The 18,519-nt window shown below is 65.4% G+C and carries 18 protein-coding genes; 11 read left to right on the forward strand and 7 right to left on the reverse strand.

Annotation, left to right across the window (positions count from 1 at the left end; translation table 11 throughout):
- Positions 1 to 3: 3 nt before the first annotated feature.
- The gene (locus DCM79_RS14275; protein WP_257180394.1) at positions 4 to 708 is read right to left on the reverse strand and encodes a TetR/AcrR family transcriptional regulator C-terminal domain-containing protein; all 705 of its coding nucleotides are present in this window, start codon (positions 706 to 708) and stop codon (positions 4 to 6) included.
- Between the two features lie 312 nt (positions 709 to 1,020).
- On the opposite strand from DCM79_RS14275, the gene rpsF reads away from it, so the two are divergent.
- The 4 genes from rpsF (at position 1,021) to rplI (ending at position 3,531) form a co-directional block, all read left to right on the forward strand.
- A complete protein-coding gene (gene rpsF / locus DCM79_RS14280; protein ID WP_028136847.1) occupies positions 1,021 to 1,521 on the forward strand; it encodes a 30S ribosomal protein S6 in 501 nt (166 codons plus the stop codon).
- Between the two features lie 5 nt (positions 1,522 to 1,526).
- On the forward strand, positions 1,527 to 1,766 hold the full coding sequence (gene rpsR / locus DCM79_RS14285) for a 30S ribosomal protein S18 (protein WP_007592020.1): 240 nt from the start codon (positions 1,527 to 1,529) through the stop codon (positions 1,764 to 1,766).
- Between the two features lie 132 nt (positions 1,767 to 1,898).
- Complete coding sequence (locus tag DCM79_RS14290; protein ID WP_257180398.1) at positions 1,899 to 2,879, forward strand: DUF2232 domain-containing protein; 981 nt, start codon at positions 1,899 to 1,901, stop codon at positions 2,877 to 2,879.
- A 52-nt stretch (positions 2,880 to 2,931) separates the two neighbouring features.
- Positions 2,932 to 3,531 carry a 50S ribosomal protein L9 gene (gene rplI / locus DCM79_RS14295; protein WP_028136849.1) on the forward strand — a complete coding sequence of 200 codons (600 nt, stop codon included), beginning with the start codon at positions 2,932 to 2,934 and terminating at the stop codon, positions 3,529 to 3,531.
- 37 nt (positions 3,532 to 3,568) lie between these two features.
- Here rplI and DCM79_RS14300 read toward each other — a convergent pair whose 3' ends face one another.
- From DCM79_RS14300 to DCM79_RS14310, 3 genes are all read right to left on the reverse strand, one after another.
- Positions 3,569 to 4,036 carry a PaaI family thioesterase gene (locus tag DCM79_RS14300; protein WP_257180400.1) on the reverse strand — a complete coding sequence of 156 codons (468 nt, stop codon included), beginning with the start codon at positions 4,034 to 4,036 and terminating at the stop codon, positions 3,569 to 3,571.
- A gap of 11 nt (positions 4,037 to 4,047) precedes the next feature.
- A complete protein-coding gene (locus DCM79_RS14305) occupies positions 4,048 to 4,644 on the reverse strand; it encodes a TetR/AcrR family transcriptional regulator (protein ID WP_257180401.1) in 597 nt (198 codons plus the stop codon).
- Positions 4,645 to 4,749: 105 nt separating this feature from the next.
- A complete protein-coding gene (locus DCM79_RS14310; protein ID WP_257180402.1) occupies positions 4,750 to 5,670 on the reverse strand; it encodes a hypothetical protein in 921 nt (306 codons plus the stop codon).
- Positions 5,671 to 5,960: 290 nt separating this feature from the next.
- Between DCM79_RS14310 and DCM79_RS14315 the strand changes: the two genes are divergently transcribed.
- The 3 genes from DCM79_RS14315 (at position 5,961) to alr (ending at position 10,815) form a co-directional block, all read left to right on the forward strand.
- Entirely contained in the window at positions 5,961 to 7,211 is a 1,251-nt protein-coding gene (locus tag DCM79_RS14315; RefSeq protein WP_257180403.1) for a cyclopropane-fatty-acyl-phospholipid synthase family protein, read from the forward strand.
- Between the two features lie 790 nt (positions 7,212 to 8,001).
- On the forward strand, positions 8,002 to 9,507 hold the full coding sequence (locus tag DCM79_RS14320; RefSeq protein WP_028136855.1) for a replicative DNA helicase: 1,506 nt from the start codon (positions 8,002 to 8,004) through the stop codon (positions 9,505 to 9,507).
- Positions 9,508 to 9,558: 51 nt separating this feature from the next.
- Entirely contained in the window at positions 9,559 to 10,815 is a 1,257-nt protein-coding gene (alr, locus tag DCM79_RS14325; RefSeq protein ID WP_257180762.1) for an alanine racemase, read from the forward strand.
- 133 nt (positions 10,816 to 10,948) lie between these two features.
- Here alr and DCM79_RS14330 read toward each other — a convergent pair whose 3' ends face one another.
- Complete coding sequence (locus tag DCM79_RS14330) at positions 10,949 to 11,170, reverse strand: cysteine rich repeat-containing protein (protein WP_028136857.1); 222 nt, start codon at positions 11,168 to 11,170, stop codon at positions 10,949 to 10,951.
- Positions 11,171 to 11,210: 40 nt separating this feature from the next.
- On the opposite strand from DCM79_RS14330, the gene DCM79_RS14335 reads away from it, so the two are divergent.
- Positions 11,211 to 11,981, forward strand: coding sequence for an exodeoxyribonuclease III (locus DCM79_RS14335; protein ID WP_257180404.1), 771 nt, complete (start codon positions 11,211 to 11,213; stop codon positions 11,979 to 11,981).
- Positions 11,982 to 12,107: 126 nt separating this feature from the next.
- Here the strand turns inward: DCM79_RS14335 and DCM79_RS14340 are convergent, their stop codons facing one another.
- Positions 12,108 to 12,884, reverse strand: coding sequence for a potassium channel family protein (locus DCM79_RS14340; protein ID WP_257180405.1), 777 nt, complete (start codon positions 12,882 to 12,884; stop codon positions 12,108 to 12,110).
- Between the two features lie 87 nt (positions 12,885 to 12,971).
- Positions 12,972 to 14,798 (reverse strand): malto-oligosyltrehalose trehalohydrolase, encoded by a 1,827-nt coding sequence (gene treZ, locus DCM79_RS14345; RefSeq protein ID WP_257180406.1) that lies wholly within the window; start codon positions 14,796 to 14,798, stop codon positions 12,972 to 12,974.
- A 251-nt stretch (positions 14,799 to 15,049) separates the two neighbouring features.
- On the opposite strand from treZ, the gene DCM79_RS14350 reads away from it, so the two are divergent.
- From DCM79_RS14350 to DCM79_RS14360, 3 genes are all read left to right on the forward strand, one after another.
- Positions 15,050 to 15,331, forward strand: coding sequence for a DUF3606 domain-containing protein (locus DCM79_RS14350; RefSeq protein WP_257180763.1), 282 nt, complete (start codon positions 15,050 to 15,052; stop codon positions 15,329 to 15,331).
- A gap of 24 nt (positions 15,332 to 15,355) precedes the next feature.
- A complete protein-coding gene (glgX, locus tag DCM79_RS14355) occupies positions 15,356 to 17,593 on the forward strand; it encodes a glycogen debranching protein GlgX (RefSeq protein WP_257180407.1) in 2,238 nt (745 codons plus the stop codon).
- A 192-nt stretch (positions 17,594 to 17,785) separates the two neighbouring features.
- Positions 17,786 to 18,511: a sulfite exporter TauE/SafE family protein gene (locus DCM79_RS14360; RefSeq protein WP_257180408.1), complete on the forward strand. Its 726-nt coding sequence runs from the start codon at positions 17,786 to 17,788 to the stop codon at positions 18,509 to 18,511.
- The last annotated feature ends 8 nt before the right edge of the window (positions 18,512 to 18,519 follow it).

Raw genomic sequence — 18,519 nt, forward strand, 5'->3', positions numbered from 1 at the left:
GGCCTAGCTCTCCTCGTCCGGCGTGGTCGTTGCGTCACGCGCCTCGACAAGGCGCAGGCGCGCCGCGTCGGTGGATTTCGCCTGCTCGCCGAGCACCCGCAGCATCTCGGCGCAGAGCTCCTCGGGCGAGCGGCCCATCGCATAGCCTTCGAGAATGACGCCGATGGCGACGGCCCAGAACCGCCGCGAGCTTTCGTCGGGCGCACGCAGCGAACGCCAGCCGTGCCGTGCCACCTGGCTCGCATAGGCGCGCGCGCCTTCGCCGTGCAGGCGCTCGATGGTGCGCTCGACGAGCGGGGCGAGATCCTGGCGGCGCCGCGTCAATGTCAGCGCTTCGGCGAAGAAGGCGACGGAATCGCTCGCCGTCACGGTCTGCGCCAGGGCGTGGGTGTAGTCCCGCGGCGTCCGCGCCGTCAGCGCCGCCTGCTCGGTCGCACGCGCCAGATACAAGAGCTCGCGGCAGGCGCATTCGACGAACAGCGCCTCCTTGGTGCGGAAGTAATAGGTGATCTGGCTGGGAAATGCGTTTGCCGCGGCCGCGATGTCGGTGATCGCCGTGCCCGACAGTCCCCGCTCCCGAAACAGCGGACTGGCCGCATCCAGCAGCAGCGAGCGCATCTTGCGGCCGGCCGACCGTGTCGCGCGCGCAGCGTGCTTCGGATCGCCCGCCGACGCCTCGAACGGAGCCTCGATCGATTCTCCCGCCATCAAGTCCTCCCGATCCATTCTTTGTATGACATACAAACAAATAGGTCAAGCTGGTATGGGAGGGTGGATTGGCGAAAGCTCGACGCTCGAACCTTGCCAAGTCAGCCAAAATCCGTATAAGGCGCGCATCCGCAGACCCCGGCCGGGAGCTGAACGGACGGTCTCAGCAAATCCTTCGTGATTTTGGTGTGGCAGGGCCAGTCGGCCCGTCGTCCCGTGTTTCCGCCTTCTGAGCTTAATCCCAGAGTCCTTTCCGAAGGCCTCTTAAGGGCTTGACGCCGGGCGATGCGCCAACATGAGGAAAGGACCACCATGGCTCTTTATGAGCATGTTTTTCTCGCGCGTCAGGACGCGAGCACGCAGCAGGTCGAAGAGCTGACTGCGCAGATGACCGGGATCGTCGAGGGTCTCGGCGGCAAGGTCACCAAGACCGAGAATTGGGGCGTGCGCTCCCTCACCTACCGCATGAACAAGAACCGCAAGGCGCACTTCGTGCTGCTCAACATCGACGCGCCGTCCGCGGCGATCGCCGAGATCGAGCGCCAGGAGCGCATCAGCGAAGACGTGATCCGCTATCTCAGCGTCCGCGTCGATGAGCTCGAGGAAGGCCCGTCTGCGATGATGCGCAAGGCCGACCGTGACCGCGAGCGTGACGACCGTGGTGGCGGCTTCCGCGGCGAGCGTGAAGGCGGCTTCCGTGGCGACCGCGAGGGCGGTTTCCGTGGTGGCGATCGCGACGGCGGTGGCTTCCGCGGCGACCGCGGCCCGCGCCGTCCGCGCGAAGAAGCTGAAACCACGACGGATGGGGAGTAAGAACAATGGCTGAAGCTGGTGCACGCCGCCCGTTTTTCCGTCGTCGCAAGAGCTGCCCGTTCACGGGCGCCAATGCCCCGAAGATCGACTACAAGGACTCCAAGCTCCTGATGCGTTACGTCTCCGAGCGCGGCAAGATCGTGCCGAGCCGCATCACGGCGGTGTCCGCGAAGAAGCAACGTGAGCTCGCCCGCGCCATCAAGCGCGCGCGGTTCCTGGGCCTCTTGCCCTACGTCATTCGCTAACACGACCAATCCGGCCGGCGGCCTTGAGCCGCCGGCCGCAACTTTTTCGATCTCATAAGGCTTCCGGGTCGTCCGGTCGCCGATGGTTGGGGCAGACGAGCCTCTAACCGCTCGAAGGGAGCGGGACAGCTGATGATGGTTTTTGCACTGATTGGCCTGATCGCCGGCGCTGCGTCGGCCCTGATGTTCGCCTCGATCATTTCGGGCGCGCTGATCTCGCTCGTCCTGTTCTATCTCGCTCCACTGCCGCTGATGGTCGCCGCGATCGGCTGGGGACCGCTTTGCGCCAGCCTCGGCGGCATCGCTGCTGCAATCAGCCTCGGCGCCCTGTTCGGCCTGCCCTATGGCATCGCATTCGCACTCACCGTCGCGCTGCCAGCCTGGTGGCTCGGCCATCTCGCCCTGCTCAGCCGTCCGGTGGGAGCTGTCGCGCCGGAGGCTGCCGCGGAACCCGCCGCCGCACCTGAACTCGAATGGTATCCGGTCGGCCGCATCCTGCTGTGGCTCGCCGGCTTTGCCACGCTGACCACGTTGGCTGCCCTGCTCACGCTCGGGACCGACGCCGAGACCATCCTCGGCACGCTGCGGCGCGGCCTGATGCGCCTCCTCCGCGCCACCGACCCGCAAACCTCCGGCGAAGCCGGTCAGTTCGTCGACGCGCTGGTGCGCATGGCGCCGGCCGGGGCCACCGTCATCGCGATGATGACGCTGACCCTGAACCTCTGGCTCAGCGCCAAGATCACCGCCACGTCGGGCCGGCTGCGGCGCCCGTGGCCGGACTTGAAGACGGCGGAGCTGCCGCCGATGACGCTGGTGGCGCTCTGCATCGCGCTCGCCTTCTGCTTCACCGGCGGGCTCGTCGCGATCGTCGCTCAGATCACCGCGGCGGCGCTGATGATTGGCTACGCGCTGACCGGCTTCGCCGTGCTGCACACCCTCACGCTGGCGCTGAAGAGCCGCACGTTCTGGCTCGGCTCGACCTATGCCGTCGTGGTCGTGTTCGGATGGCCCGTGATCGCAATGGTGATCCTCGGCCTTGCGGACGCCATGTTCGGCTTCCGCGAACGGTTCCTGCGCAGCCGGCAGCAGCCGCCGCCGCTGCCGACCCCCTGAGTTCAACCCCGAAAACCGAAAACCCACAGAGCACTTCAATAGGAGAACGAATATGGAAGTCATTTTGCTGGAACGCGTCAACAAGCTCGGCCAGATGGGCGAAGTCGTGAAGGTTCGCGACGGCTACGCCCGCAATTTCCTGCTCAAGCGCGGCAAGGCGCTGCGCGCTACCGCCGACAACCGTGCCAAGTATGACGGCATGAAGGCCGAGCTCGAGGCCCGCAACCTCCAGGCCAAGGGCGAAGCCTCCAAGGTCGCCGAGAAGATCAAGGACAAGAACATCATCGTGATCCGCCAGGCTTCCGAAGCCGGCCAGCTGTTCGGCTCGGTCACGGTGCGCGACATCGTCATGGCGTTCGAGGCCGACGGCGTCCACCTCGACCGTCCGCAGGTGCAGCTCGACGCGCCGATCAAGACCATCGGCAAGCACACGGTCATCGTTGCCGTGCACCCCGAGGTCGAGGTCGAGATCACCGTCACGGTTGCGCGCAGCCAGGACGAGGCCGAGCGCATCAACCGCGGCGAGGACATCTCGACCCGCAACGAGGACCGCGACGCGGCCGCCGAGGCGATCGCAGCCGCCGGCGAGTTCTTCGATCCGGAAGCCGAGCACGACGAGGTCGCGCCGGCGCCGGCCGCGGAAGAGAAGTAAGCCTCGCATTCGCGCGAGACCGCGAAGCCCGGCTGCCTCAGGCGGCCGGGATTTTCGTTTTCGCAGCGACGTCCTCGCTCAGCATCGCGATCGAGGCCAGCGCCGTTGCCGTGTGCTTCTCGACACCCTCGCTGACGCAGAACACGTCGGCGGCGACCACCGAGACCTGACGGCCCGGCTTGATCACGCGGGCCCGGCAGATCAGCTTCTCGCCGACCGCGGGCGAGAGCAGATTGAGCTTGTATTCTGCCGTCAGCGCCGGCTGGCCGCGCGAGGTGGCGGCTGCGATCGTCGTGGCGTTGTCGACCAGGAAGGCGGTGACGCCGCCGTGGAAGAAGCCGTGCTGCTGCAGCAGCTCCGGCCGGCGATCCACGGCAATCGTGCAGGTGCCGCGCGTCAATTCCGACAGCTCGGCGCCGACCAAATTCATGAAGCCCTGCCGGCCGACATTGGCATGAATGTGCGCGGCAACGGCCGCGAATTCCGGATCTGCTTCGGCGCGCATGCGGTCTCTCCTTAGTGCTTGTCGATGCGATCGTGTGGCCGCAGCGCACGGATGGCGCAGGCGATCAGCGTGTCGGCCTCGGCGCGCGGATCGGCGCGGTCGCGTCCCGACAGGAAGGCGCGGCAGAAAATCTGCGCCGGACCGATGAGCTGGCTGACGAACATCGCTGGCGTCATCGGCAAGAGCTCGCCGCCTGCAACCAGCGGCGCGCGCCAGCGCTCGATGCCGTCGGCAAGGCGTGCATTCTGCGCGCGCTGGGCGTCGCGGACGTCCTCGCCCCATTCGCTGCGCGAAATCTCGAACAGGTAGCGCGCCTCGCGCCGGCTGGTCACGACCCAGTCAAGATGTGCCCGGATCAGCCGATCGATGCCCTGCTCCGCCGCGGGCACAGGATCGAGCGCGGCCAGCACCGCGGCGTGATAGTGCCGCAAGACCTCCAGGAACAGCGCACCGGCAAGCTCCTTCTTCGAGCCGAAGGCGTGAAAGAAGCTGCCATTGGAGGCCCGCGCCCGGGCACGGATCGCGGCCACCGTCGCAGCTTCGAAGCCGACGCGGTCGAACACGGCCAGCCCGGCTGCCAACAAATCGTCTCGCACGCTCGCCGTCATCGGCCCTCCTAGAGCATCACTCTAGAGTAGCACTCTAATGCGGTCAATACGATGCCAAGGCCGCGACGAACGCGGCCTCCGCATGTCGAGCGAAAACGAGCTGGCTTAGCGCGAGATCGGCGGCGCTGGCGGGCCGGAGGACCCGGCGGGCGCGGCAGGCGGGGTCGCCGCGGGCGCGGGCGATGCCGGTTCCTGCGGCTTGGCCGCCGGTTCAGAGCTGGCGGCCGGCGCGGCAGGCCTGGGAGCCGACTCTTCCGCCGACTTGGACGGCGGCTCGGCAGGCTTCGCGGCCGCCGGTGCAGCGGGGGTTACCGGCGGGACAGGATCGGGCCGTACCGCCGGCGTCTCGCTGCCGCGGGGTTCGACCTTGGCGCTGTCGGGCTTGGCCTCGTCGCGGCCGGGCTCGACCTTGGCCGCGTCCGGCTTGGCCGCCGGCTTCGGCTCCGGTGCGCTCTTCTTCTCTTCAGGGGCTGGCGCGGTGGCGTCGGCCTTCGGCGCCTCCTCGGTGCCGGGCTTGTCGCGGCGCTTGCCTTTGCGCCCCTCGGGCGCAACCTGTGACTCGGGCTTCGAGCCATCCTCGGCCGGCCGTGTCGCACGCTTCTGGCGGGCGCCCTCGGCCGCGGGCGCAGCAGCCTCGCCGTCCGGCCTGGCATCCTGGGCGCGCGGGCGACGGCCCTGAGGCTCGGGATTGCTGCTCGCGTCCTTGTCCTTGGCGCCGTCCTTCTTGCCGTCCTTGGCCTGGTAGCGGGTGTCGGTGGCACCGTTGGAGACGAGATAGGAGGCAAGAACGCCCGCCATGTCCGAGCTCGTGGTGTAATGCTGACGCAGGAAGCCCGGCAGCGAACCCGGCGCGACGGTCTTCAGAAGCCCGCGTGGGCTCTTGTGGCAGGCGTTGCAGGTCTGGGCGAAAAGCTGGGACGGAGTTTTGCCGGCCTCGAGATTCGTCGGCTGCGCAAAGACGGTATCGGTCGCGCCAAAGCCGATCAGAAGCAGCACCGTCGCGAGGCTGAGCGCTCGGCTCGACATTCCCAACATCTCCATTGATTCCGAGAGGTGCAGCCGGCCTCCGGGGCGGCGGCGGGTCACCTTTTATCCGATTGAGCCGCGAATGGAAGCAGCCTCCACGCGCAAGGATGTGATTAAGCCGTTTTGGAATATCGGCTGTGAACACAGCGCAATAGCGCAGCCGGGCCGCCCTCCCTAGATTTGGATGCAAACGCATAGGAACCAGAGCGGGACCTGAGCGTCCGATGTGAAGGCCGGGTTAGTCGCATCTCTTGCAGTTCTCTTGGGGTTCGCTCGAGAGGAAGGTGGCGATGGACCGATTGTTGCGTAAATTCCTGTCTCAATTCATCCGCCGCGGGTCGATGACGGTGACCGGCTCCAGTGGGTCGACATTCACCGTCGGCGACGGCAGCGGCGAGCCGGTGGCGGTGCGCTTCGTCACTGCGGAAGCGGAGCGGAAGATCCTCGTCAATCCCGAGCTCGGGCTCGGCGAGGCCTATATGGACAGCGAGTTCGTCGTCGAACGCGGCACCATAGCTGATGCCCTCGCGATCCTGCTCGATCAACCCGACCTATTGCCGCAGTGGGCAAAACCGTGGTGGCACCTGCGCTACCTGGCGCGGCACCTGAAGCAGTTCAATCCGCGCTCGCGGTCCCGCCGCAACGTCGCGCATCATTACGATCTCGACGCCCGGCTGTATTCGCTCTTCCTTGACGCCGACAAGCAATACAGCTGCGCCTATTTCGAGACGCCGGAGACGACGCTCGACGACGCGCAGCTCGCCAAGAAGCGCCACATCGCCGCCAAGCTGCTCGTCAGGCCCGGACAGCGCGTGCTCGACATAGGCTCCGGCTGGGGCGGGCTCGGGCTTTATCTCGCCGAGACCACCGGCGCCGATGTCACCGGCGTAACGCTGTCGACCGAGCAATTGCAGATCGCCAATGCGCGCGCCGCGGAAAAGGGCCTGTCCGGCTCGGCCCGATTCCTGCTCCAGGACTATCGCGACGCCGAAGGCCCGTTCGACCGCATCGTCTCGGTCGGCATGTTCGAGCATGTCGGCGCCGGCTTCTACGATACCTATTTTCAGCGCTGCGCCGAGCTGCTCAGCGAGAACGGCATCATGCTGCTGCATTCGATCGGCCGCTCGCAGGGCCCGGATTCGACCAACCCCTGGATCGCCAAATACATCTTCCCCGGCGGCTACATCCCGGCCTTGTCGGAAGTGCTGCCGGCGATCGAGCGCGCCGGCCTCTTGGTCTGCGATATCGAGATCCTGCGCCTGCACTACGCGGAAACGCTGAAAGCCTGGCGGGAACGTTTCATGGCGCGGCGTGAGGAGGCCGTGCAGCTCTACGACGAGCGCTTCGCGCTGATGTGGGAATTCTATCTGGCGGCTTGCGAGATGACGTTCCGCAAGCAAGCCATGATGAATTTCCAGATCCAGCTCACGCGCCGCCAGGGCGTGGTGCCGATGACCCGTGACTACTTGCCGCGCGAAGAAGCCCGGCTGCGCGCCCGCGAAGGCGTGGCTGGACCGAAGCTCAAACTCGCCGGTGAATAGATCCTAGTGACGCAGGGTCGAAATCCGGGGAAACCGGACAAGGGCCGTTAACGCCAGTTGCGCCCGCAGTTCCAAGAGGATTTCGGGTGCGACCGGCTGGCGACGCACGTCGGGCCGTTCAGCGTGCTCCATAGCCGCAATCAGCCCCGACAGCCAAAGCCGGCTACCCGCCTCGCTCCGCCAGGTCTGGGGCTGCCGAGTCTGCTGCCAAGTCTGGAGCTGCCGTTCTGGCCGCATCGCTTGCCTCGTTCCCTGTGACGGACCGTGGGAGACAATTCCGGTCCCGTCCGCCTGTTCCGGTCCTACCCCCGAAAATATCCGGGCAGATGTGATCCACTTCACATAAGTCTGGTCGGGCTTGGCCTAGATCGTCGCCATGAGCAAAGAGACCCAAACCTCGCTCGACGTGCAGGACGACCTCCGCACCGATTACGCCCTGATCGCCACCGGCGTCGGGGCGGCTCTGGTCGCGCTGGTCTACCTCCTGCTGGTCTGAAGCCGAGCCGAAAGCGGCCAGCGTGCGCAGGTCGCACGCCTCTTGGTTACGTCTGCGCGCCAATCCATAAAGTTCACGGTTTCAGGATTTTTCCATGGCGCGGTCGCGGCCACTTCAGGCCGGGGGGCCGGTTCCGCAGAATTCCGTCAAGCGCGGCGCGCGCTGGGGCTGCCAGTCATCCACCACTTTCACTGAGCGGTTGATAGCGGCCAGCTTTCGCTTCCGCTTTGACCTCCGGCGGCGCTTTATCCCGGCCCCGCATCCGCCCAAGAAAATTGCTAAGCACGTCCGACCATGGCCCTGACTGATTCGAACGTTCTCAAACTCGCGCCCGATGCCGGAACTCCCGCCTATCGGAGCGCACCGCACAATATCGAGGCGGAACAGAGCCTTCTGGGCGCGATCCTGGTCAACAACGATGCCTTCTACCGCGTCTCCGACTTCCTGGAGGCGAAGCATTTCTTCGAGCCGCTGCACCAGACCATCTTCGAGACCGCCGGCAGCCTGATCCGGATGGGCAAGATCGCAACCCCGGTCACGCTGAAGACCTTCCTGCCCGCGGACACCGATGTCGGCGGCATGACCATCGGGCAATATCTTGCGCGGCTTGCCGCCGAAGCCACCACCATCATCAACGCCCAGGATTACGGCCGCACCGTCTACGACCTGTCGCTCCGGCGCGACCTGATCGGCATCGGCGAGGACATGGTCAATGTCGCCTATGACGCGCCGGTCGATTTCCAACCGCGGGCGCAGATCGAGGACGCCGAGCGCAAGCTTTACGAACTTGCCGAATCCGGCCGCTATGACGGCGGCTTCCAGAAATTCTCGCAGGCCTTGACGGTCGCGGTCGATCTCGCCGCCAAGGCGTTCCAGCGCGACGGCAAGCTGTCGGGCATCTCCACGGGCCTGCGCGACCTCGACACCAAGATGGGCGGCCTGCAGCACTCCGACCTCATCATCGTGGCGGGGCGTCCCGGCATGGGCAAGACGTCGCTGGCCACCAACATCGCCTACAACGTCGCCAAGGCCTATGTGCCGGAGCTTCAGGCCGACGGCACCATGAAGGCCGCCAACGGCGGCGTGATCGGGTTCTTCTCGTGCGAAATGTCGGCCGACCAGCTCGCGACGCGTATCGTCGCCGAGCGCACCGGCATCCCCTCGTCCCACATCCGCCGCGGCGGCATCACGGAAGCCGATTTCGAGAAGATCCGCCAAGTCTCGATCGAGCTGCAATCGCTGCCCTTCTACGTCGACGCCACCGGCGGCCTGTCGATCGCACAGCTGATGGCGCGCGCGCGCCGGCTGAAGCGCCAGAAGGGCCTCGATCTGCTCGTGATCGACTACATCCAGCTGCTCTCGGGTTCAGGCAAGCGGAGCGACAATCGCGTGCAGGAGATCACGGAGATCACGACCAGCCTGAAGGCGCTGGCCAAGGAGCTCAACGTCCCCGTCATCGCGCTGTCGCAGCTCTCGCGTCAGGTCGAATCGCGCGACGACAAGCGGCCGCAGCTGTCGGACCTGCGTGAATCCGGCTCGATCGAGCAGGACGCCGACGTCGTGCTGTTCGTGTTCCGCGAGGAATATTACCTCGCCATGAAGGAGCCCCGCCCCGGCACCGAGGAGCACGCCAAATGGCAGGCCGACATGGAGCGCACGGTGGGCCGCGCCGAAGTCATCATCGGCAAGCAGCGTCACGGTCCGACCGGCACGGTCGAGCTGCACTTCGACGCCTCGGTCACCCGCTTCGGCGACCTCGCGCATGACGGCCAGCTGCCGGACCGCAGTAGCGACTACTAGGCTCCTTGGGTTGAACCGCGCGGGTCTCTTGCGTAAAACGGCGCCATGACAATGGCGTCCGACCCGAAAACCCTCTCGCAATCCGGCCTTCTCTCTGCCGAGGCCAACCAGGCCGCCGCGCTCGCCGCCTATGGCGGCGTCCTGACCGTCGATCTCGACGCCATCATCGCCAATTGGCGCAAGCTCGAGAAGACGGCGGTGCCGGCCGAATGCTCGGCGGTGATCAAGGCCGATGCCTATGGCTGCGGCGCCGCCGAGGTCGCGCGTGCGCTGAGCAAGGCCGGCTGCAAGACCTTCTTCGTCGCCACCATCGAGGAAGCGCGCAAGGTGCGCGCCGCCGTTCCCGAGCCCACCATCTACGTGCTTGGCGGCTATTTCCAGAACACCGGCGAGCACTACGCCAAGATCAATTGCCGCCCGGTGATCGGCGACCTCAACGAGCTCGCCGAATGGGACGTGTTCTGCCGCCGCACCGGCTGGAACGGAGGGGCTGCGATCCACATCGACACCGGCATGAACCGGCTCGGCCTGACGTTGACCGAAGCGCAGGCCATCATTCCCCGCATCAACGCCGGCGATCACGGCATCACGCTGGTGATGAGCCATCTGGTTTCGGCCGAGCAGCTCAACAGCCCGGTGAACGCCCGGCAGCTCGCCGCCTTCCGCAGCATCGCCAGCGAGTTCGCCGGCGTGCCGGCCGCGCTCGCCAATTCCTCCGGCATCTTCCTGGGCGCGCCGTTCCAGTTCGACCTGGTGCGGCCGGGCGCTGCGCTCTACGGCGTCAACCCGACGCCGGAGGCCGACAATCCGATGCAGCAGGTGGTCGACCTCAAGGCGCGCATCGTGCAGACCCGCAGCATCGAGCGCGGCGAGACCGTCGGCTATGGCGGCACCTGGACCGCGCGGCGGCCGACCAAGCTTGCGATCATCGCAGTCGGCTATGCCGACGGCTATTTCCGCGCGGCCAGCTCCAATGACGGCACCCGCGGCGCCGAGGTCATCGTCGCCGGCAAACGCTGCCCGGTGGCGGGGCGCATCTCCATGGACCTCATCGCGATCGACATCACCGATCTGCCGCCGAACGCGGCGCGGCGCGGCCATATGGTGACGCTGCTCGGCGAGGGCATCACCGTCGACGAGCTCGCGCATCATTTCGGCACGATCGGCTATGAGGTGCTGACCAGCCTCGGCCACCGCTATGCCCGCATCTACAAGGGCGGCAATGCGGAGGAGCCGCTGGTGAAGCCGGCTGCCGTGAGCGGAGCCGAGCCGCCGCCAATCGAGCAGCCCGCGGCCCCGCCGGGCTAAGTTCTCGTGCCCCGGACGCAGCGCAGCGCTCCTTCAGCGGTGCGCTGCAGAGCCGGGGCCCATCTCTCTACATTCTAACCGTGTGGCCTTCTGGATCCCGGCTCGCGCTGCGCGCGTCCGGGACACGGAACGCTTACTTCTTCTTCCTGTTGTCCAGCGCCTCTTTGCAGGTTGCGCTGAGCTGATCGCGCTTGTCGGTGAGGCAGGCGACGACGCGGCCGCCACCGGGCGCGATGCCGGCGCAGAATTTGTCGTAATCTGCCTTGCACGCGCCGCGCGGGTCGGACGATTGTGCCGACGCGAGCCCGGAGAGCGCGACAGCTGCGACGATAGCGGCAAAGTTCAACTTGGACATTGTGTCTCCGGGTACGAAAGGCAGGAGCCGGCAGCTCTACATGAAGATCGCGACATTCAACATCAACAACATCAACCGCCGCCTGCCCAATCTGTTGGCATGGCTGCGCGCGGCAAAGCCCGATGTCGTTGCGCTTCAGGAATTGAAGGCAAGTGATGGCGAATTTCCGGCGGCCGCGATCGAAAAAGCCGGTTATGGCGCGGTGTGGCGCGGACAGAAGACCTGGAATGGCGTCGCCATCCTCGCCCGCAAGACCGCGCCAATCCTGACCCGCGACCGCTTGCCCGGAAGACCCGGGGATCACGAAGCCCGCTACATCGAGGCCGCCGTGCGCGGCATCATCGTCACCAGCATCTATCTGCCCAACGGCAATCCGCAACCGGGACCGAAATTCGACTACAAGCTCGACTGGTTCGCGCGCCTCAAGCGTCACGCCAACACTTTCATCCAGCAGGATCTGCCCGTCGTGCTCGCCGGCGACTACAACGTCGCGCCCACCGAGATCGACATCTATCCCACGCGCTCATGGGACAAGGATGCGCTGGTCCAGCCCAAGAGCCGCGCGGCCTATGCCTCGCTGGTGTCGCAGGGCTGGTGCGATGCGATCCGCGAATTGCATCCGGAAAAACGCATCTACACATTCTGGGACTACAAGCGGAACCGGTGGCCGCGCGATGCGGGCCTGCGGCTCGATCATCTCCTGCTCAGCCCCGCCCTGGCCTCACGGCTGGCGAAGGCTGGCGTGGACAAGAAGGTGCGCGGCGAGGAAGGCGCCAGCGACCACGCGCCGGCATGGGTGGTGCTGCGGTAACGGCCCATGCCCAAAAGATGAAAAACAACCCCATGCACAGTAGCCGGCCCCAGTCGATTCAATGGGTTAGCGCCCCCGATTTCGGCTCATCATGGGGTCCAACGGCATCATGCCCCGAGACGCGCCTCACACCGCGCCTTCGTCCGGAATATTGAGAAGCTTGCCGCAAGCCTTGCAATGCACGGCGTCGGCATCGTGCCGCTGGAGCCCGCAGGCCGGACACGAAAACCGCACCTTGTTAGGACTGAGCAGCGCGCGGGCAAGATTGAAGAACAGGGTCACCCCGAAGATCATGATCACGACGGTGATGAGACGACCGACCGTACCCGGCAGGGTGATGTCTCCGAAGCCGGTCGTCGTAAGCGCCGTGACCGTGAAATACAGCGCATCGGCATAATTGTGGATCTGATCGTTGCGAAACTTCTGGGTCTCGTAAACGATCCCGGTCATGACGAAGATGAAAACGGCGAGGTTGGTGACGGCGAAGATGACCTCTTCGTTGCGACGAAAGAACGGAGAATCGATGCGCAGCCGCACCAGCATCTGGTAGTCGCGCAGCATCCCCAGCGTTCGCAGGATCCGGAGAAACCCGCCCGCCTCGCCGGCAAGCGGTGCCAGGAAGGATACGATCGCAACCATGTCGGCCCAGGTCGCGAGCTGACGGAACCTCCGAAACGGATGCCGGCCGACGAGGAGCCGCGCCGAGAAGTCGGCCAGCAGCAGCATGCCGAACACAACGTCGAGCGTTTCGATGATCTCGCTGGGATGCAGGAACGAGGTGGCAATGATGAACAACACCGTCACGATATCGAACACGAGCAGCGCATAGCGGAAGCGCACGCCGCTCGGCGTTGCGCCCTCGTACAGGCGGCGGACTTTGCTTCTGAGAGACGAGACGGTCACTGCATCATGATCGCGGTTTGCACGGATGATTGCAACCGGCAGCGGGCGCCGCAAGATCGTACCGCCATCAGGCCGGGATTGCGCCGGTCATGCCTGACCAAGTCGTACGATGATGTCGCCAGGCCGCAGCGATCGTTCGTCCGCCGGCCCGCCGCGCCACAGGCATTCGCCTGCGACCAAAGCCGGCATCGGAAGCGGATGGTCGGCGAAGTTGGCGACGATCTGCAAGGTCTCTCCCCTCCTCGTCAGCCAGCGCACATCAATCGCGCCCTGACGAGGATCGCCGCCGATCAGCTCGCGCTGCGCCGAAACGAAACCTTGCGCGATGAGCGGCACGATCCTCTCGCGTCGGATCGTCAGCAATCGCGTCGTCAAGGCCCGAAAGCCCGCGCAGCCGGGAGAATGATCGATGCTGCTCCAGTCGAGCTTCGAGGCCTGAAAGGTCCCCTCGTCGCACGGGTCCGGAATCCTGGCGCGCATCTCGGGGGTCGAAAATGCCTTGAAGTGCGAAAACTCCTTGCGCCGCCCTTCCCGCGTCAACTCGGCAGCTTCTCCGGTCCAGTCTGCGAAGAACAGGAACGGCGTTTCGACGGCGGCTTCCTCACCCATGAACAGCATGGGAATGTGCGGATTGAGCAGGACCAGCGCCATCGCCTGGCCGAGCTTGTCCGGGTCGACCAATCGTGACAGTCGCTCACCCAGAGCCCGGTTGCCAATCTGGTCATGGTTCTGCGCGAAGAAGATCGTGGCTTCCGGCGGCAGATGCGCACTTGGCTCGCCGCGTCGCTCGTTGTGAAGGGCGAAGACTTCACCCTGATAGGCAAAACCCTCGGTGAGCGATCGCGCCAGGTGCTCGAGCGGCTTGTCCGCAAACGCGCGGTAATATCCCTCGTCTTCTCCCGTCAGCAGGACATGAAGCGCATTGTGGAAATCGTCGCCCCATTGGGCGTCGTAATATTTCGGGCGTCCTGCCACGCGATCGAGCAGGTGCGCCTGATTGGCTTCATTCTCCAGCATCAGATGCACGCGCCGGCCCGGCAATTCGTGCCTGACGCTCTCGGCAAGCTCAATGAGGAAATGCCGCTCGGAATCGTCCTTCAGGGCGTGGACGGCATCGAAACGCAGCCCGTCGAAGCCGTAGTCTCGCAACCACATCAAGGCATTCTCGACCAGGAACTCCCGCACGAACGCGCCGTCGCGGCCCTCCAGGTTGACCGCAGGTCCCCAACCGGTGGTGTGACGCTTGTTGAAGAAATTCTCGGCGTAGCTGTGCAGGTAGTTCAACTGCGGGCCAAAGTGGTTATAGACCACATCGAGATAGACCATGATGTCGAGCGCGTGGGCGGCCCGCAACAGCCGCTTGAGATCGTGCGGACTGCCGTAGCGGGCATTGGGCGCGTTCAGCAGCACGCCGTCATAGCCCCAATTGTGCCGCCCGGGGACATCGTTGATCGGCATCAGCTCGACGGCAGTAATGCCGAGATCGCGCAGATAAGGCAGTCGCTTCTCGACCCCCGCATAGGTCCCCTCTTCGCTGAAGGTGCCGACATGCAGCTCGTAGATGACGGCCTCCGCCCATGGGCGGCCCGGATAAGGGATGGGATCCCGCAGCGCCGCCGTATCGACCACCTTGCTTGCCGCGCCGACGTCATCCGGCTGGAATAACGAGGCAGGGTCCGGGACGATCAGATCCTCGTTGATCCTGAACTGGTAGCGCGTGCCGGCATGGGCGGTCGGGCTGAGCATCTGATACCAGCCGTCGTCATCGCGCGACATCCGCCGCGGCGGCCGGCCGGTCTCCAGCAACTCCACCGATCGGGCGGTCGGCGCCCAGAGGTTGAAGCTGACCCCATCATCGACGATTTGAGCGCCGTGGCGCCGGGCCTGTCCGGCTATTCCCAATGTCTGAACCAATCTGTCCGCCTTTCGCGCTCACATGATCGCAGGCATGCATTGGCGAAATGCGGTTCGAGCGAGACGTTCCGGTCGCTTCAAGGATGCCCGCGAATGAAAAGCAGGCGTGCACTCTTTCGTTCCTCGCCATGGACGTGAGCCCGCCATGAGGCGGCCTTGCCTCTCGATCCCTCGGTCAGCGCGCCGCTCGCCGGGCAACTGGAACGGAATCATCGGGTAACGGTTACGATCACACACAGGAGTTGCCCGCCATGCGCCGCCCGACATCAAAGCCGATCCGCAACAAGCTTGATCTGACCGACCGCGCACAGATGCGCCTCGTGCGAAAACGGTTGGGCCTGTCCGATGCCGAGTTGACCGCGATCGTCGGGCGGATCGGCAATTCAATCACAGCGATCAGCAAGGAGGCCGCCCAGCAGCGCGCCAGCGTCCTGCCCAAGCCTGCCGACGTGCCGCCGGCGGCCGTGATCGCCTCGGCAACGGCTGCCGAACAGGCGGCGACTGAACTACCAGCAACAACGCCGACGTCCTGACCGGATCGTCATCGGGGGGCAGACATGGACCAAAAAACGCAATCAGACGACGCCCTGACGCGGGCGGCGTCGAGCCTGCGCCGATCGCGGGTCACCGAGGGCAAACCGTTTCCGCTCGGCGCCACCTGGGACGGCCTCGGCGTCAACTTCGCGCTGTTCTCGGCCCATGCCACCAAGGTCGAGCTCTGCCTGTTCGACGACGACGGTGAAACCGAGCTGGAGCGGGTCGAGCTTCCCGAATACACCGACGAAGTCTGGCACGGCTATTTGCCCTCGGCCCGTCCCGGTACCGTGTACGGCTATCGCGTCCACGGGCCGTACGAGCCTGATGCCGGCCACCGCTTCAATCCCAACAAGCTCCTGCTCGATCCCTACGCCAAGCAACTGATCGGACAATTGCGCTGGGGACCCGAACTGTTCGGCTACCAGCTCGACCACGCCGACAAGGACCTCTCGTTCGACGAGCGCGACAGCGCGCCCTTGATGCAGAAGTGCCGCGTCATCGACCCCGCCTTCACCTGGGGCGCGGCGCGCAAGCCCGAAGTGCCCTGGGAGCGGACGATCGTCTACGAGATGCACGTCAAGGGCTTCACGCAGCGGCATCCGCTGGTGCCAGAAGCAGACCGCGGCACGTTCTCAGGGCTCGCGCATGGGGAAATCCCCGCTTATCTGCGCTCGCTCGGGATCACCAGCGCGGAGCTGCTGCCGATCCACGCCTTCGTCGACGACAGCTACCTGGTCGACAAGGGCCTGCGCAATTACTGGGGCTACAATTCCATCGCCTTCTTCGCGCCGGAGCCGCGGTACCTGAAGACGCCGTTCGCCAACGAGTTCAAGGAAATGGTCAACCAGTTCCACGCCCATGGCATCGAGATCATCCTGGACGTCGTCTACAATCACACCGCGGAAGGCAACGAACTCGGTCCGACGCTGTCGTTCAAGGGCATCGACAACGCCAGCTATTACCGCCTGCTGCCGGACCAGAAGCGCTACTACATCAACGATACCGGGACCGGCAACACGGTGAATCTGTCGCATCCGCGCGTGCTTCAGCTGGTTGCGGATTCCTTGCGCTATTGGGCAAATGAGATGCGGGTCGACGGCTTCCGCTTCGACCTCGCCACCATTCTGGCGCGCGAGCCCTATGGCTTCGACGAAGGCGGCGGCTTCCTCGACGCCTGCCGCCAGGATCCGGTGCTCTCCAGCGTCAAGCTGATCGCGGAGCCATGGGACATCGGCCCGGGCGGTTATCAGGTCGGCCAATTCCCGCCGGGATGGGCCGAGTGGAACGACAAGTTCAGGGACACCGTGCGCGCCTTCTGGAAGGGCGACGAGGGATCGATCGCGGACTTCGCCAAGCGCGTGTCGGGATCCGGCGATCTCTTCAACAAGCGCGGCCGCCGGCCCTGGGCCAGCGTCAACTTCGTCACGGCCCATGACGGCTTCAACCTCAACGATCTCGTCTCGTACAACGACAAGCACAACGAGGCGAATGGCGAGGACAATCGCGACGGTCACAGCAACAATCATTCCTGGAATTGCGGCGCCGAGGGGCCGACCGACGATGCCGAGATCATCGCGTTGCGCGAACGCCAGAAGCGGAATCTGCTTGCGACCATGCTGCTGTCCCACGGCACGCCGATGCTGCTGGCGGGTGACGAATTCGGGCACACTCAGAACGGCAACAACAATGCCTATGCCCAGGACAACGAGACCTCCTGGCTCGACTGGATGGGCATCACGGCAAACGGCCGCAGCCTGCGTGAATTCGCCCGCAAGCTGATCGCGACGCGTAAGGCCTTCCCGATCCTCTATCGCAGCCGGTTCCTGGTCGGCTCCCACAATGAAGAGCTCGACGTCAAGGACGTGACCTGGCTGTCGCCCTCCGGCGACGAGATGACCAGCGAGCAATGGGAGGACGGCAACGCCAAGTGCTTCGGCATGCTGCTCGATGGACGCGCCCAGGAGACGGGCGTCAAGCGCCGCGGCTCGGACGCGACCATGCTTCTGGTCTACAACGCTCACTACGACGTCGTGAACTTCACACTTCCGCCGGTCACCGACGGAAGCCGCTGGCTGGGGTTGATCGACACCAACCAGCCCGAGGCCCAGATGCCTGCGTTCGAGTTCGGCCACGCTTACGCCGTGACGGGACGGTCGCTCGTCGTCTTCGGCCTCGCCACCGAGAGCGCGGCAACGCGGCGCCTGCGGCAAGGTCTCGGGGCCCTGCTCGACGTCGTGGAAGCGCCGCTGCCCGGCTAAAGCATGATCCGGAAAAGTGCGCAGCGGTCTTCCGAAAAGATCATGCTTAAACAACAACCTGAAGCGCGCTGACGATCCATCCTGATCGCATCGCGCTTTAGGGTTCCGCCTGCCGGAGCACACCAAGCCGCGCCCGGCATCGCGCCCGCCGGCCCGTCCGGCTAGACTGCTCCGATTCCCGGAGCGCTCCCCTTGGCCTTTCTCTTCGTCCTCGCCGTCGGGCTCGTCGCCGGCACCATCTCGGGCATCGTCGGCACCGGCTCGTCGATCATGCTGATGCCGGTGCTGGTCTATGCCTATGGGCCGAAGGAGGCCGTGCCGATCATGGCGGTGGCGTCCGTGATGGCGAACTTCTCGCGCATCCTGGCCTGGTGGCGCGAGGTCGATTGGCGGGCCTGCGCGGCCTATTCGGTCACGGGCATTCCGGCCGCGGCGCTCGGCGCGCGGACGCTGCTGGCGCTGCCCTCGCACGCCGTCGATCTCGCCATCGGCGTGTTCCTGATCGCGATGGTGCCGGTGCGGCACTTTCTGGCGCGGCACGACCTCAAGGCCAATCTCTGGCATCTGGCGCTCGGCGGCGCGATCATCGGCTATCTCACCGGCATCGTGGTCTCGACCGGCCCGCTCAGCGTGCCGCTGTTCCTGTTCTATGGCCTGTCCAAAGGCGCCTTCCTCGCCACCGAAGCCGCTGCCTCGCTCGGCCTCTATTTCGCGAAGTCGGTGACCTTCGAACGTTTCGGCGCGCTGACCGGCGAGGTCTTCATGAAGGGCCTGATCGCGGGCGCCTCGCTGATGTCGGGCGCCTTTCTCGCCAAGCGCTTCGTGCTGCACCTAAAGCCGGACATGTTCCGCCTGCTGATGGACGCGATCATGATCGCGGCCGGGCTCTCCATGCTGTGGAACGCGACGCAGACCTAGCCAGCTGC

Source organism: Bradyrhizobium sp. WBOS07 (genome assembly GCF_024585165.1).
GTDB classification, from domain to species: Bacteria; Pseudomonadota; Alphaproteobacteria; order Rhizobiales; family Xanthobacteraceae; genus Bradyrhizobium; species Bradyrhizobium japonicum_B.

Excerpts from the sequence above, each read along its gene's own strand:
- DCM79_RS14320 (WP_028136855.1), top strand. The coding sequence starts at position 8,002 with ATGGCCCTGACTGATTCGAACGTTCTCAAACTCGCGCCCGATGCCGGA.
- DCM79_RS14310 (WP_257180402.1), bottom strand. The coding sequence starts at position 5,670 with ATGTCGAGCCGAGCGCTCAGCCTCGCGACGGTGCTGCTTCTGATCGGC.
- glgX (WP_257180407.1), top strand. The coding sequence starts at position 15,356 with ATGGACCAAAAAACGCAATCAGACGACGCCCTGACGCGGGCGGCGTCG.
- DCM79_RS14300 (WP_257180400.1), bottom strand. The coding sequence starts at position 4,036 with ATGCGCGCCGAAGCAGATCCGGAATTCGCGGCCGTTGCCGCGCACATT.
- alr (WP_257180762.1), top strand. The coding sequence starts at position 9,559 with ATGGCGTCCGACCCGAAAACCCTCTCGCAATCCGGCCTTCTCTCTGCC.
- rplI (WP_028136849.1), top strand. The coding sequence starts at position 2,932 with ATGGAAGTCATTTTGCTGGAACGCGTCAACAAGCTCGGCCAGATGGGC.
- DCM79_RS14330 (WP_028136857.1), bottom strand. The coding sequence starts at position 11,170 with ATGTCCAAGTTGAACTTTGCCGCTATCGTCGCAGCTGTCGCGCTCTCC.
- DCM79_RS14290 (WP_257180398.1), top strand. The coding sequence starts at position 1,899 with ATGATGGTTTTTGCACTGATTGGCCTGATCGCCGGCGCTGCGTCGGCC.
- DCM79_RS14350 (WP_257180763.1), top strand. The coding sequence starts at position 15,050 with ATGCGCCGCCCGACATCAAAGCCGATCCGCAACAAGCTTGATCTGACC.
- DCM79_RS14275 (WP_257180394.1), bottom strand. The coding sequence starts at position 708 with ATGGCGGGAGAATCGATCGAGGCTCCGTTCGAGGCGTCGGCGGGCGAT.
- rpsF (WP_028136847.1), top strand. The coding sequence starts at position 1,021 with ATGGCTCTTTATGAGCATGTTTTTCTCGCGCGTCAGGACGCGAGCACG.
- DCM79_RS14315 (WP_257180403.1), top strand. The coding sequence starts at position 5,961 with ATGGACCGATTGTTGCGTAAATTCCTGTCTCAATTCATCCGCCGCGGG.
- DCM79_RS14335 (WP_257180404.1), top strand. The coding sequence starts at position 11,211 with ATGAAGATCGCGACATTCAACATCAACAACATCAACCGCCGCCTGCCC.
- rpsR (WP_007592020.1), top strand. The coding sequence starts at position 1,527 with ATGGCTGAAGCTGGTGCACGCCGCCCGTTTTTCCGTCGTCGCAAGAGC.
- DCM79_RS14305 (WP_257180401.1), bottom strand. The coding sequence starts at position 4,644 with ATGACGGCGAGCGTGCGAGACGATTTGTTGGCAGCCGGGCTGGCCGTG.